A 14,567-nucleotide genomic window follows, 5' to 3' on the forward strand; every position below is an offset into this window, starting at 1 on the left:
GATTTTTACGATAACCGTTGATCCAATGGATGCTGCGGAATCAATGACAGGCATGTCGACTATTAATAGCCACTGATAGTCTTGGGTAGAAAGCCCAGATAGAGTTCAGGGCATTAGAGGTTTCTTTGACGAGGTTTGCGATGTCCCGCACGATCCGTTTTCACAAGTTTGGTCCAGCCGAGGTGCTCAAATGCGAAGAGCATGCGGCCGCTCTCCCTGCGCCGGGCGAAGTGCAGGTGCGCGTCGAGGCGATTGGCATCAGCTGGTACGACATTCTCTGGCGCCAGAACCTGGCCTCATCCCATGCTCGTCTGCCTTCTGGCCTTGGCCATGAGATGTCCGGCGTCGTGACAGCGGTCGGCGAGGGCGTCGATGACCTGGCAGTCGGTGACAAGGTCGCCAGCTTCCCGGCTGAAAGCCCCAACGACTATCCGGTCTACGGCGAGCAGATCGTTCTGCCTCGCTCGGCATTGACCCGTTATCCGGACGTGCTCAGCCCGATTGAAGCGGCCGTGCATTACACGCCGCTGCTGATTGCCTACTTCGCTTATGTCGATCTGGCGCGTGTCAAACCTGGGCAATTTGCCTTGGTGACTGACGCGAGCCACTGTGCCGGTCCATCGTTTGTGCAACTGGGCAAGGCATTGGGCGTGCGGGTAATTGCCGCCACCAAGACCGCTGAAGAACGTGAATACCTGCTGTCACTGGGTGCCGAGAAAGTAATCGTCACCGAGGAAGAGGATCTGCTCATGCGGATCAACAAAATCACCGACAACCGCGGCGTGGATGTGGTGTTCGATGGCCTCGGCGGTCCGCAGATGTCACTGCTGGGCGATGTGCTCGCGCCTCGTGGCAGCCTGGTGCTGTACGGCCTGCAAGGTGGTAACCAGACGCCGTTCCCGGCCTGCGCAGCGTTCCAGAAGAACATTCAGTTCTTCGTTCACTGCATCGGCAACTTCACTGGCAAGCCGGAGCTGGGCATCATCCAGGATCAGGTCGCACTGCAACGTGCCTTGCGCGACATCAACCAGCTGACCGCAGACCGCGTGTTGCTGCCACTCAAGACTCGGGTCTTTCCTTTTTCCGAGTTTGTCGAGGCGCACCGCTACATGGATGAATGCCCGTGTCGCGAACGGGTTGCGCTCCAGGTCGATCCGGCGTAACACCACTGAAAAAGTCCGTGCTTGCACGGACTTTTGCATTTCCCCCTCCGAAATTCCGAGACGTCCCCCTCAACCTGCGACGAGTCAGTTCAGCAACTGAACTGGTTTTTGCTCTCAATCTGTATCTTCTAATCACCCTATAAGCCCCGATAATTGAATGATTACTTTCATCTCAAGGAATGAGCTATGGCTGGGTATTGGACAGATACTTTTCTTCGCACTCCGGTAATACAAGCTCAACAAATAGCGTGTTATCGATCAATTGCCGAAAAATTAATTGCGACTTCTTTCTTTATTTCTCGTGCTACATGTCTGTGGGACGCTGTCGGACATTTCCTAGGATCCCTCGTGTGGTCGCAGGACCCTTGTCCTGCGGGGCTTTCCTGCCATCGTGTGCGGACAGGGTCACAAGTAAGCTCGATTCATTTCAAATAATTACTCAAAACTAAGTGTTAGGATTTCATATCAATCGAAACACTTTAATCATGTCAGTCAGCCGTGTGCGCAATGCACACAGTTGTTTGCGTGACATCGAACCTATGCGTAACAGGTAAACAATGATGACCCATACCCATGAACAGGCAATGAACTATGTTTATCAGCAAGTATTGCAGCGATTGCTGAGTTTTTTTTCACGCGCCGAGCGCACGGCACTGCAGCTGATGATTCAGCGCCTGGTGGTCTCCGCGGGTGGCATGGAGCGGATCGGCGAATACAAGGTGTTGTCGATCCAGTCCGGAACCCGCGACTGTTGCTACACGCTGGCATTGCTGCGCGCCGCACAATTGAGCATCGCTGGCCGGGCGCCTGCGACGTTCCAGCTGAGAGTCGCGACCTTGCGCACGAATGGCGCAAGCCCGATGGCCCTTGAAAACATCCATCACAGTTGCAGTGCGCTGTTTCTCTACGACGATCCTCGGGTCGAAGTGGTGATGGTCGATAACCGGGAAGTCCTGCCATTCAGCCATCTGGCGCCGGTCTCCGATGCAGGTCGCGAGTCAAATCGCCTCAATCTGTTGATGGTGGGTCATCGGCGAACCTGGAACGGGCCGCTTGACCTGTGGGATGACGGGTACCTGGCGGCGGGCGAGTTTTATGGGCAAATCTGCCGTTGGGACCGAGGCGTCGATGCGTTGGTCAGCAGCGATACACCTCGTCAGCAAAAGCAGTTCATGCATGGGTTGACCCGTGCGGCGCAAAAGGCTGGCCTCAATGCATCGAATGCCCCTGAATCCGGTTACGAGGAGCTGTTCGCGCGACTGGATGAACTGGGCAGCGATTGCTACCGCGAGTTTTATTCTGAGCATGGGCAGGCTGAGTGGCGGCCGGCCGAATCATTTGAAGCGTGTCGGCGCACAACCTTCATCGATATTCACGACATGCTGGTCAGCAATCTGGAAGATCGCTGGCCGCTACTCACCGATTTCCTCGGGTTTCAGCCTGACGAACTGGCGGCCCAGCTTAGTGATAACGAGTTTGTCAGCCTGACGATTTCTGCGCACGTTCGGGGGCTGGAGGCGTGTTTTGTTCATGGCCGCACCTATGAAGCAGGCGTCGCCGATTACGTACAGCGGGCCTTGGTCATGATGCGTCGCAAACAGCTTCCCGAGCGCTATTGCGAGCAGGTAATGGAAACGTTCGTTAACCCGACGACAATGTCCGACCAGCGTGCATTGGCAGCGGCGCAGGCCCAGAAAAGCCTGGGCTTGAGTGAGGCTCAACTGGTGTGCTTGCTGTTCGCGCCCTTCGTCGATAACGGCGCCTCGCTTGAGCGTTTTCTACGCCAATGCCATCCCGGTATGCTCGTGGCGTTGCCTGATCTGCACCGGGCGATGCAGGGCAAGTCGGCTCCCGAGCAGGTGCTGCAATGGATGGTCGACGTCAGCGGGTTGACCGTCAAGTTGATCGGCACGCTTTACCGGATGGGACCGGTTGCGAGGGGCGAAGGGCCGGGCCCGGCAGTCGGTAATGCGGATGAGCCTGCGCTGGACCTCGACGCGGGCAACGCCGCAAATGGCGAACGGTCAACGGGTCGTTGAAAATTCTCGGGGTTACCGCGCTCATCCACCCACCCCACGCGGCGCGTGGCGTGCTTGGTCATCACCCATGAAAGGACCCCGCGAAACCGACTTTGCCTATCAGGCGGTGTACCGTTACCTGACTAACCTCATCAACGAGCCCGTCAGCGACACGCGGGTCCGCCTCCCTTCATTAAGGCAATTGGCGGACCGTTTGAGCGTATCGATTTCGACGATTCAGTACGCCTATTCGCTGCTGGAAAAGGAAGGGCGGGTGTATTCGGTCGCCAAATCCGGCTATTACGCGCTGCCGGTGTCGTCCATTCACCCGCTCAGCAGCGGCAATGACCTGCTCGAGACGGTTTATGTGAACGCCAGGCGACCGGGGATGCTGGTGTTGAGCGCGGATGAACCGGCGTTGTTGCAGCCCTTGGACAGCCCGTTGTTGCTGCTTGAAAGAGAACTGCTGCGTCAATATCCGCGTCAGCCGCAACCGACTTCACAACCTTGTGGCGAACTGGAACTGCGCGCCGCACTGGCCGCACGCTATACCTCGTCTCCGGCACGTTGCTGGCACGCCGATAATGTCTACATTGGCGCCGATTTGCGTGGTGTCCTGGAAATACTGATCGCTGTACTGTGTCTCAAAGATGCCATGGTAGTCGTCGAATCGCCCTGCGACTGGATGATCCTGCGCTTGCTCCAGGACGCTGACGTCCAGGTCATCGAGTTGCCTCTGCAAGCCAATGGCGGCCTGGATCTTGAGCAGCTCAAGCAACTGCTGGAGACCAAGCCGGTGCGGCTGGTCATGCTTTCTTCCGGCCTCAACATGCCGCGCGGCAGCGTGGCTTCCCACAGCAACAGGCAGTCAACCGCTGAACTGCTGGAGCGTCATGGCAGTTGGGTGTTGGAGAACGACTGCTATGGCGAGCTCGCATTCGAGCCCGACGGCCTGCGGTTTCGCGATCTGCTGAACCCGGACCGGCTGATCGTTTTCTCCACCTTCGAAAAATCCATCGGGCCGGAAGCGCCTTATGGTTATCTGCTCTCGCGGCAATTGAGCGTCGAACTGCAGCGGCATTTCCTGTTACGTTCATTCCGGTTGTCACCGATTCGCCAGAAAGCCATCGCACGGCTTTACAGCAATGGACGAATCGATCAGCACTTGTTGGTATTGCGCCGGCTGCTCAAGGACCGCAAGGTGCACATGACCCAACTGTTGCAGGAGCGTCTGGGGGATGCCTTGCACTTTGTCGAACCCTTGGGCGGTGCGACGATTTGGGTGCAATCGCTGCGTCAGGTCGATGTGCGTCGGGTGTTCCAGCGCCTGCTCAGGCACCAGGTGGTGATTGCGCCAGGGGAGCTGTTCAGCCTCCAAGGGTTGCACGCGCAACACTTGCGCCTGAGCCATACCTTCGGCGGCGACCACGACCTCGGGGCGGCCATGGGTTTGCTGGGCGATGCCTTGCGCCTGGAATCGATCGATTGAGCAGGGGTGGGGCTTTGGCGATTGATAACATTTCCCTCGGGATCGATAACGTCGCGCCGCGGTCAAACTGCCAGTAAACTGCGCTCCTACTCCTGAACCACTCTATTCCAGAGGTTTTGCATGACACTCAGTCCTTTTGCGGGCAAACCGGCACCGGCAGAATTGTTGGTCGACATCCCGCGACTGGTAACGGCCTATTACACCGGCCAGCCTGATGCCGCCATCTCTACCCAACGCGTAGCCTTCGGCACGTCCGGACACCGAGGCAGCTCGTTCGATCTGAGTTTCAACGAATGGCACGTTCTGGCGATCAGTCAGGCGATCTGCCTGTACCGCGAAGCCCAGGGTATCGATGGTCCGCTGTTTGTCGGCATCGACACCCACGCGCTGTCCACCCCGGCCGGCGCCAGCGCCCTGGAAGTGCTGGCCGCGAACGGCGTGACCGTGATGATCGCCGAGGGTGACGAATACACGCCGACCCCGGCGATTTCCCACGCGATTCTGTGCTACAACCGCGGCCGTACCTCGGGCCTGGCGGACGGTATCGTCATCACGCCATCGCACAATCCGCCGCAAAGCGGTGGCTACAAATACAACCCCACCAACGGTGGACCGGCCGATACCCACATCACCAAGTGGATCGAAGCGAAGGCCAACGAGCTGCTGGGCAACAAGCTGGCCGGCGTCAAACGCATCAGCTACGAGCAGGCATTGAAGGCCGGCACGACCCATCGTCACGATTACCTCAATACCTACGTCGCCGACCTGATCAACGTGATCGACTTCGATGCCATCCGTGGTGCCAAGCTGCGTCTGGGCGTTGATCCGCTGGGCGGAGCAGGGGTGCGCTACTGGTCGGCGATTGCCGAGCACTACCGTCTGGACCTGGAAGTGGTGAACAAGCAGGTCGACCCGACGTTCCGCTTCATGACAGTCGACTGGGACGGGCAAATCCGGATGGACCCCTCGTCGAGCCATGCCATGCAAGGCCTGATCGGTCTGAAAGAGCGCTTTGACGTAGCGTTTGCTTGCGACCCGGATCACGATCGCCATGGCATCGTGACCCCGTCCGGTGGTCTGCTGGCACCGAACAGCTACCTCGCCGTTTCCATCGATTACCTGTTCCAGAACCGTCCACAGTGGCGCGCCGATGCTGCCGTGGGCAAAACCGTGGTCAGCAGCGGCTTGATCGATCGTGTGGCCAAGCGCCTGGGCCGTCGCCTGTACGAAGTGCCAGTCGGATTCAAATGGTTCGCTGACGGTCTGTTCGACGGTTCGCTGGGCTTTGGCGGCGAAGAAAGCGCGGGGGCCTCGTTCCTGCGCAAGGACGGCGGCGTCTGGAGCACCGACAAGGACGGCTTGATTCCGGCATTGCTGGCGGCAGAAATGACCGCTCGTACCGGTCGCGACCCGAGCCAGGCCTACCGTGCGTTGACTGACGAGCTCGGCGAACCGTTCTCGGTGCGCGTCGACGCCAAGGCCAACCCTGAACAGAAGGCCTTGTTGAGCAAGCTGTCACCGGATCAGGTCACCTCGACCCAACTGGCGGGCGAACCGATCCAGAGCATCCTCAGCCACGCGCCGGGTAACGACCAGGCCATTGGCGGTTTGAAAGTCATGACCGAGAACGGCTGGTTCGCAGCACGGCCTTCGGGGACTGAAGATATTTACAAGATCTACGCTGAGAGCTTCGTCAGTGACGAGCACCTCAAGCAGTTGGTTGCAGAAGCTCAGACCCTGGTGGATGGCGCTATTTCTGCGAAGTGATTGAGCGACCCTTCGCGGTCAAGCCTCGCTCCTGCATGGGCGGAGTCGATCACATGATTGTGAGCGATATCTATCCTGTAGGAGCGAGGCTTGCCCGCGAAGACGCCAGCACGGCCACTCAGGATTCAGATGTAAAAAAGGGGCGACCATCAACGGTCGCCCCTTTTTTTGCCCTGCATTTACCCGATCAAGCTAGATCCACCAACACGATCTCACTGTCCTCAATCGCAGTCACCCGCAACACCTGCTCATCCGCCACGGCAACACCGTCTCGAGCTTGTGCACGCAAGCCATTGACTTCAATGACCCCGGTAGCCGGAACCAGATAAGCGCGACGGCCACTGTCCAGGCGATACTCGGCGGATTCACCGGCCTTCAGATTGGCGGCCACCAGCCGTGCATCGGCACGGATTCGCAGGCTTTGATCGTCACCCGCCTTACCGCTGGCCAACGTCACGAAGCCTTCACGCTGGCCTTTCGGGAATGGCTTGGCGCCCCAAGAGGGGGCCAGGCCGGATTCGTTCGGGATGATCCAGATCTGAAAGATCCTGGTTTCGTTCGCTTCCAGGTTGTATTCACTGTGAGCGATCCCGGTGCCGGCGCTCATGACCTGAACGTCGCCCGCTTCGGTGCGGCCCTTGTTGCCGAGGTTGTCTTCGTGGGTAATTGCACCTTCACGAACATAGGTAATGATTTCCATGTCCCGGTGCGGGTGTTTAGGGAACCCAGTGCCGGAGGCAATCACGTCGTCGTTCCATACCCGCAGGTTGCCCCAGTTCATGCGTTTCGGGTCGTGGTACTCGGCGAACGAAAAGTGGTGGTGGGCATCCAACCAGCCATGGTGGGCGCCGCCCAGGGAGCTGAAAGGTCTGAGTTCAAGCATGATCGTCTCCTGAAAAAGGTTCGTCATGGGGCAGAGCGCCTGAGCCACGAAACGAGAACCGGTGGTTGATGGCGGGCATCATCTATCAGGCACCAATCGATAAAAAGCGTAAAAAATGCCTCATCATGATCGGATAAGTTGATATCAAATAACCTCGAAACGTTCTCATCCAGCCTTCACTTCATCGTATAAGCCAATGACCTGTAAGCATTTCACTAGAACTCAACGGCAAATACGGACACCATAGCCCTCGTCAGCCTCACACCCTGGAGTCAGCCCGCGTGCCGCAACACACCCCCGATCTTCCTCCCGAACTTCGTCCCCTGGCCGAGATGCCACTGCTCAAGCGCCTCGCCGCCCGGTTTTTTGGCCATGGCTTGACCCGTCTGCGCGCGCAACACCGTGCCTCGTGGTTGCACGGGCAAGCCGATGGGTTTCGCAGTGGTCACAGCGCCGGGGTCGATTACGGCTATAAGGAAGGCAAAGCCGAGGGGTTGGAAGAAGGCCGGCAGGTTCTGCTGATCCGCGATTCGCGCTCCACCGAGCACCGGCCACCTAATGTCGATCACAACTTGTTCGACGATTGGCGCCTGCCACTCAGCGCTGATCTGAAGAAGCGCATGAAGGCCGATGTCGCCCGACTGCTGCCACCTCACGCTCAGCCCAGCGCCGCCCAGTGGAAAATGATTTTCAGCGACACGCCTTCGACGTCGGTGATTGCCGGGGCGGGTGCAGGCAAGTCGACGACACTGGTCCTGCGTATCCTGCTGCTGACCCATTACCTGGGCTTCGAGCTGAGCTCGATGACCGTGGTGACCTTCACCCGCGAGTCGCGCAAGGACTTCATTAATAAGCTGACCGAATTGTTTGGTGTGTGGGGCCGGGCACTGAGCCTCAAGGAGGCGCGCGACCTGGTGCGCACCTTCCACTCGCGAATCCTGCCGATGGCGCGCAGCCTGCCGGGCTTCGAGCGCCTGCAAGCATTCGAAAACCTCAGCAATCGCGCGCAAAACGGCGATGAGGAGGTCGACAGCAATCCCTTCGACCTGCGCATCAATGACGCGCAGCGTCAGCAACTCAATGCGTGTTTTCACAGCCTGCACACCCGCGATGAGCGTTTTCGCGAACTGATCAAGCCATTGTCCCGTCATGCCTTGCAGCTCAAGGAGCTTGAGCGCGATCACCCCGACGTGCAGAAGCGCGTGGCGGTGACCGAGTTGGCGGCCAAACGTGACGAGGAGCTCTGCGACACGATTGAAGACCTGTGGTTTCGTGCCGGCGCCTGGCCAATCAAAGGCATCGAGCCCAATCGGCAGGCTTTCGATATCAATGGTGCGACTTTCCATTGTCACGGCTACATCCCCACGCTGGACGCCTGGGTGGTACTCGGTTTTGACCCACGGGAAAATCCGCAGGTCTGCCGCCCGAATGCCAAGTTAACTGTCCGCGCGGAATGGGCGGTGAAGCGCACCCTGTTTCAAGCTTTCTGTCGTAAACCGTTGATATGGCTGGATAGTTACGAATCATCAAAGCGCGTACTGGCTTCCCTGGCAGGGGATGCCAGTGCCGGTCCGGGTTTCGATTACAAGGTCAAAGGTGAGCTGGGATCAGCCCCCTTGCTGGATTGTTTTGTGGCCGCCGCCGGGTTTATCGAAAACCTCGGCCTGGATGTTCCGAGTGCCGTAGGCCAGATGAGTTTCGCCAAGGATGACCCGGACCGGTATTTCTTCGAAGCTCTGAGCCTGTTCTGGCGCGCCCTGGAAGATCATTTGCTTGATCAAAAACCACCGGTGATGACCTACAACCGGATGTTTGCCTTGTTTAGCGAGCACTCCCCGGAAAACCTGAAGCTGCTGAGCGATGAGCTGCTAAGGCCCTTGTCACACCTGATGATCGACGAATTTCAGGACGTATCGCCGCAAATTGTCTCGTGGATCCGTGCCAGTCTGGCCGAGATCCGCAGTCGCGGCCCGGCGATGCATGTGGGGCGAGGCGCGCAACGTTCGTCCTTGCTCTGCGTCGGCGATGACTGGCAGTCCATTTATGGCTGGCGCGGCAGTTCTCCAGCGTATTTCATGGAGTTCAACAAGGAATTCCCGTCACCGAGCACGACCAAAGTGATGCTCAGCGACAATTTCCGCAGTCATCAGCACATCATTGATGCGGCCGAGCATATCGTCCGCGCAGCGCCGTCGATCGCCGGGAAAAAGGCCAAGGCCAGCGGTGAACCCAAGGCACTCTTGCCGGTGAACGTCATGGATCGGGATGATCAAGGCATGGCTCAACGCCTGATCCAGCATTACCGACAAGGTGATTCAATCTTGATGCTTTATCGAAAAAGCAGCGATAAGTTATTGATTGAACAACACATTCAGTCTGTAGTTAATGTGGATTCTAACTTGCCATATGAAGCACGGCGCATCAAACAGCTGACGTATCACAGCGCCAAGGGCTTGCAGGCTGACGCGGTGTTTTTGCTGGGTGATTGTCAGCATCTGACCAGTTCTCCCTACAAGAATCAGGTCTATCGCATGGCGGGCCTTGGCAAGACGGGCGACAACGAGCCATACGACAACGCACAGAAAGACGAAATCCTGCGGCTGGCTTACGTCGGCATCACTCGGGCGGTGAGTCATTGCTACTGGTATGTCGACGGGCAGGATACTCAGGCGGCGAACATGCCCAAGGCGTCTGACCGGATTGGCAAGGACAAGCCATTCTTTGCTGATCATCGCCAGGGTCAGAAACTGGCCTGAACCCGAGTCCCACAAAAAAGCCCACATGATGTGGGCTTTTTGTTGGGCGTTTGGCCTTCAGGCATAACTCTTGAAGGCCTGGGGAGGTATGAAAGACTCTAGCTCGTCTTCCACGGCTTCGATTATTCGTTCTACGTCCGCGGCATTCATCACGGTTGCGCATGGAATGCCTGCAATGGCGATCATGGTCTCGCCACTGGCGCGGTCAAACAGGCGGGCAATCATGCTGCCCGGCGCGTCCATGCTCGCCTCGAATCCCATGGGATGGAAATGCCAGCGCATCAGCTGACAGGCGTTTGGAAACGTAACTTTGCTGAAAGACCCTTTATTCATGTGTTGCCCGCCTTCTTCATCGAGCGCTTCCTTTAGCTCATGTTAGGAGGGAAGAGCCTTCAATGGCTCAACCGGTGACTGCCTTTAAAAGTAGCACCCGGATGTGAAAACCATGTGATTTTTTTCAGTCCGTTTGGCGATTGCTACCATTTTTTTGATATGGATCACGTGCCGGGCCTTGCTCGGCGTTACCGGCGATCAGGCGTGGTCATTGAAGCCGCGGCCGAACTTCGGCAAGCTCGGCTTTTTTCGTCGAGTCCCTTATGCACGCCGATGATGATGGCCCCCTGCAAACCCAGGCCACGGGCGAGACGGTCATGCGCTACCACCTGTGCTGGAAACACCGGGATCTGGACGGTGTGATGGCGCTTTATCACCCGGACATTCAGTACAACGACTTTTTCCAGAACCGGATCATGGGCCTGGATGAGTTGCGTGAGTACGTGCGCGGCAGCATGCCGCGTAACCCGGACGAAGCGCTGGAGCATTCCGATCGCATACGGCTGGACGGCAACACTGCGTTCATCCAGTACCAGATGACCTTGCGCGGCGGCGAAGGGCTGGTGTCGTTCCGTTCCAGTGAAGCGATCACGGTGCGCGACGGGTTGATCTGGCGAGTCAACGAATACGCGTCACTGGTGCGCGAACAACCGCAACGCAACACCGCTACGAATTCGCGCCCGGCCGCCAGCCGACTTGGGCTTTCACCGCGCCAGCTGAGTTTCATGGCTGAGGACCTACAACAGTATTTCCAGCGCCAGCAACCTTATCTGGATCCCGAGCTCGATCTGCAACGGGTGGCGCAGGAGTGCGGGTACAGCCGCAATCAGATTTCCTATCTGCTGAATCAAGTGTTGGGCCAGAGCTTCTATCGCTATGTCAATCAAGCGCGGCTGCAGCATTTACTCGCGGCGCTGGACGTCGCCATGCCACCGCTGCGCATTGATGAGCTGGCGTTTGCCGCCGGCTTCAACTCCTTGTCGGCGTTCTACAGTTGTTTTCGCCAGCACACAGGGCTGTCGCCCAAGGCTTACGTCAAACAAATTTCTTTGCGTGCACGCGCGCACGACAGCCCCTGAGGTCACGCACTAGGATCGACGCCATCGAAGTTTGAGTGGCGGAGTCTGGCATGTCGGCGTGGCGCACTATCAGTTTGTGGATGGATCAACTCGACGAGCCGTTGCTGGCGCGTCCTGCGCTGGAACATGACCTGGACGTCGACGTGGCCATCATCGGTGCGGGCTACACCGGGCTCTGGACCGCGTATTACCTCAAGCGCTTGGCGCCAGGCCTGGACATTGCCATCGTCGAAGCGCAAACCGCCGGTTTTGGCGCGTCGGGCCGCAACGGCGGCTGGCTGATGGGTAACTTGCTGGGCGAGGACCGTCTGTTGGCGGGTTTGCCGCCAGACCAACGCCGCGCCTCTTTCGATCTGCTGCACAGCATTCCTGATGAAGTCGAGATTGTCATCGAACGGGAGGGCATCGACTGCGATTATCGCAAAGGCGGGGTGTTGTACTGTGCCGCGCGTTATCCCGAGCAGGAAACCAGCCTGCGCGACTATCTGGACAAGCTTTACCGCCAAGGCCTGACCGAAAGCGATTACCGCTGGCTCAGCCCGGAGCAACTGACGCGACAGATCAGAGTGGCGAAGCCTTATGGCGGTATCTATGCACCGCACGTTGCGACCATTCACCCGGCAAAGTTGGTGCGAGGCCTGGCAGAAACGGTCGAGCGCATGGGTGTCAAAATCTACGAAAACAGCGCGGTCACGCAGTGGCAGTCGGGGAGTTTGCGCACGGCAAAGGCTCAGGTCCGCAGCCGCTGGATCGTGCCGGCGGTAGAAGGTTATTCGGTCACGTTGCCACCCCTCGGCCGTTATCAGTTACCGGTACAAAGCCTGATTGTCGCCACCGAACCATTGTCTGCCGCGACCTGGGACGAAATCGGCCTGAGCCGCGGCCAGGCGTTCAGCGAAAGCAGTCGACAGGTCACCTACGGCCAGCGTACGGCCGACAACCGCCTGGTGTTCGGCGCCCGGGGCGGCTACCAGTTTGCCGGAAAATTGCGCCATGACTTTGACCTGACCACCAGCGAAGTGGAGTTGCGGCGCTACCTGTTCAGCGAACTCTTCCCGCAACTCAAGAACGTGCAGATTACCCACGCATGGGGCGGCAACCTGGGCATGTCCCGGCACTTCAAGCCGCACATGCTCTGCGATCAGGCCAGCGGCATTGCCTTGTCCGGCGGTTATGGCGGCGAGGGCGTCGGCGCCAGCAACCTGGGCGGCCGAACCCTGGCGGCTCTGATTCTTGAGCGCGATACCGAACTGGTTCACCAGCCTTGGGTCATGCCTCAAGGCGGTCTGGACACGCTCCGGGCCTGGGAACCCGAACCCTGCCGCTGGCTGGGTTACAACGCAATCATCCGCAGCTTCGTCCACGAAGACCAGACCCTGGCCAACCCGGCGACAGCCCCTTGGCGCCGCAAACTGGCGAGCAAGGTGGCGGGGTTCATGGAAGGTTTCATGCACTGAACAGCACGCTTTCATCTACAGGCTCAATCGACAGGTACTCCCATGGGCATCACGCAATTCAAGAACACCGCAACACTGGAACTGGAGGAGTCGAACCCCGTCGCCGTGCCGCTGGGAACACCGGTGGCGGTGGCTTCGACCACCAGCGTCGAACGCGACGATGGCGTCGAAACCGGCGTCTGGGAGTGCACGCCCGGCCGCTGGCGTCGGCAGATCGTTGCCCAGGAATTCTGTCACTTCATCCAGGGGCGCTGCACGTTCACCCCGGACGACGGTGAAACCCTCTACATCGAAGCCGGCGACGCACTGATGTTGCCAGCCAACAGCCTCGGCATCTGGGATATCCAGGAAACCGTGCGCAAGACCTACGTTTTGATTTTTTGATTTTTGATCCTTTGATTGCCTGCCAAAAACAACCCATACAGGAATCGACTCATGATCCGAAAGACACTGACCCTGGCACCCCTTGCGCTTGTCGCGTCCCTCAGCCATGCCGCCGAGACCGTCAAGATCTATAACTGGTCGGACTACATCGCGCCGGATACCACTAAAAACTTCCAGAAAGAAACCGGCATCGCCTTCAGCTACGACGTCTACGACAGCAACGAAACCCTGGACGGCAAGTTGATGACCGGAAAATCCGGGTACGACGTGGTATTCCCGTCCAACCACTTCATGGCACGGCAGATTCAGGGCGGGGCGCTGAAGAAGCTCGACAAGAACCAGCTGCCTAACTGGAAGAACCTCAACCCGGTATTGCTCACGGCATTGCAGACCAACGACCCGGGTAACGAACACGGTTTCCCATACCTGTGGGGCAGCACCGGTATCGGCTACAACATCGCCAAGGTCAAGGCGGTGCTGGGCGACAACGCGCCAGTGGACTCCTGGGACCTGATCTTCAAGCCCGAGAACATGGCCAAGCTGCAAAAGTGCGGCGTCGCCATCCTCGACAACGGCCCCGAACTGCTGCCGGCCGCGCTGAATTACCTCGGGCTGCCGCACCACAGCAAGAACCCGGAAGACTACAAAAAAGCTGAAGCGCTGCTGATGAAAGTCCGGCCCTACGTCAGCTATTTCCACTCATCCAAATACACCAGCGACCTGGCCAACGGAGACATCTGTGTAGCTGTCGGTTTCTCCGGCGACATCCTGCAAGCCGAGAACCGTGCCAAAGAAGCCAAGAACGGTATCGACATCGGCTACGCCATTCCCAAGGAAGGCGCCGCGATCTGGTTCGACATGGTCGCCATGCCCGCCGACGCCCCGGACGAAAAGGCCGGCTACGCGTTCATGAACTACCTGCTGCGCCCGGACGTCATGGCCAGCATCAGTAACTATGTTCACTACGCCAACGGCAACCAGCAGGCCGACAGCCTGATCGAACCGGCCATCAAGAATGACACCAAGGTTTATCCGAGCCCGGAAATGATGGGCAAGCTGTTCGCCCTGGAGGCGATGCCGCTGAATATCGACCGGATTCGGACGAGGGTGTGGAACAAGATTCGGACGGGGAGTTGAGGCCATAACCCAATCGCGGCATTGACCGTCTGGACCTGTAAATTCTGACAGTAGATGGCTGGCAAAATCCTTTGTAGCGTTTCCGGCACAGACATAACGTC

General features: G+C 58.4%; 11 protein-coding genes. 9 read left to right on the forward strand and 2 right to left on the reverse strand.

Features of this window, described 5'->3' with window-relative positions; all coding sequences use genetic code 11:
- The first annotated feature begins 140 nt into the window (after positions 1-140).
- The 4 genes from FHL16_RS06900 (at position 141) to pgm (ending at position 6,437) form a co-directional block, all read left to right on the forward strand.
- Positions 141-1,163: a zinc-dependent alcohol dehydrogenase family protein gene (locus FHL16_RS06900; protein WP_010460426.1), complete on the forward strand. Its 1,023-nt coding sequence runs from the start codon at positions 141-143 to the stop codon at positions 1,161-1,163.
- Between the two features lie 560 nt (positions 1,164-1,723).
- Complete coding sequence (locus FHL16_RS06905; RefSeq protein ID WP_077747844.1) at positions 1,724-3,202, forward strand: hypothetical protein; 1,479 nt, start codon at positions 1,724-1,726, stop codon at positions 3,200-3,202.
- Between the two features lie 67 nt (positions 3,203-3,269).
- Positions 3,270-4,670 (forward strand): aminotransferase-like domain-containing protein, encoded by a 1,401-nt coding sequence (locus FHL16_RS06910; RefSeq protein ID WP_077747846.1) that lies wholly within the window; start codon positions 3,270-3,272, stop codon positions 4,668-4,670.
- A 120-nt stretch (positions 4,671-4,790) separates the two neighbouring features.
- Positions 4,791-6,437, forward strand: a complete 1,647-nt coding sequence (gene pgm, locus FHL16_RS06915; RefSeq protein ID WP_010460420.1) for a phosphoglucomutase (alpha-D-glucose-1,6-bisphosphate-dependent) — start codon at positions 4,791-4,793, stop codon at positions 6,435-6,437.
- Positions 6,438-6,624: 187 nt separating this feature from the next.
- Here the strand turns inward: pgm and FHL16_RS06920 are convergent, their stop codons facing one another.
- Positions 6,625-7,320, reverse strand: a complete 696-nt coding sequence (locus FHL16_RS06920; RefSeq protein WP_077747847.1) for a pirin family protein — start codon at positions 7,318-7,320, stop codon at positions 6,625-6,627.
- A 281-nt stretch (positions 7,321-7,601) separates the two neighbouring features.
- Between FHL16_RS06920 and FHL16_RS06925 the strand changes: the two genes are divergently transcribed.
- Positions 7,602-10,076, forward strand: coding sequence for a UvrD-helicase domain-containing protein (locus tag FHL16_RS06925; protein ID WP_077747849.1), 2,475 nt, complete (start codon positions 7,602-7,604; stop codon positions 10,074-10,076).
- A 57-nt stretch (positions 10,077-10,133) separates the two neighbouring features.
- On the opposite strand, the gene FHL16_RS06930 is transcribed toward FHL16_RS06925, so the two are convergent.
- Positions 10,134-10,409: a DUF1652 domain-containing protein gene (locus tag FHL16_RS06930; protein ID WP_010460414.1), complete on the reverse strand. Its 276-nt coding sequence runs from the start codon at positions 10,407-10,409 to the stop codon at positions 10,134-10,136.
- Between the two features lie 263 nt (positions 10,410-10,672).
- Here FHL16_RS06930 and FHL16_RS06935 point away from each other — a divergent pair, with 263 nt between their 5' ends.
- The 4 genes from FHL16_RS06935 to FHL16_RS06950 are packed head-to-tail and all read left to right on the forward strand — an operon-like array spanning position 10,673 to position 14,466.
- Positions 10,673-11,488: a helix-turn-helix domain-containing protein gene (locus tag FHL16_RS06935; protein ID WP_077747850.1), complete on the forward strand. Its 816-nt coding sequence runs from the start codon at positions 10,673-10,675 to the stop codon at positions 11,486-11,488.
- A gap of 50 nt (positions 11,489-11,538) precedes the next feature.
- On the forward strand, positions 11,539-12,945 hold the full coding sequence (locus FHL16_RS06940) for an NAD(P)/FAD-dependent oxidoreductase (RefSeq protein ID WP_077747852.1): 1,407 nt from the start codon (positions 11,539-11,541) through the stop codon (positions 12,943-12,945).
- A gap of 42 nt (positions 12,946-12,987) precedes the next feature.
- A complete protein-coding gene (locus FHL16_RS06945) occupies positions 12,988-13,329 on the forward strand; it encodes a cupin domain-containing protein (protein WP_077747853.1) in 342 nt (113 codons plus the stop codon).
- Between the two features lie 51 nt (positions 13,330-13,380).
- Complete coding sequence (locus FHL16_RS06950; protein WP_077747854.1) at positions 13,381-14,466, forward strand: polyamine ABC transporter substrate-binding protein; 1,086 nt, start codon at positions 13,381-13,383, stop codon at positions 14,464-14,466.
- Positions 14,467-14,567 lie beyond the last annotated feature (101 nt).

This window comes from Pseudomonas sp. FSL W5-0299, from assembly GCF_005930655.1.
In the GTDB taxonomy this organism is placed as follows: Bacteria; Pseudomonadota; Gammaproteobacteria; order Pseudomonadales; family Pseudomonadaceae; genus Aquipseudomonas; species Aquipseudomonas mandelii.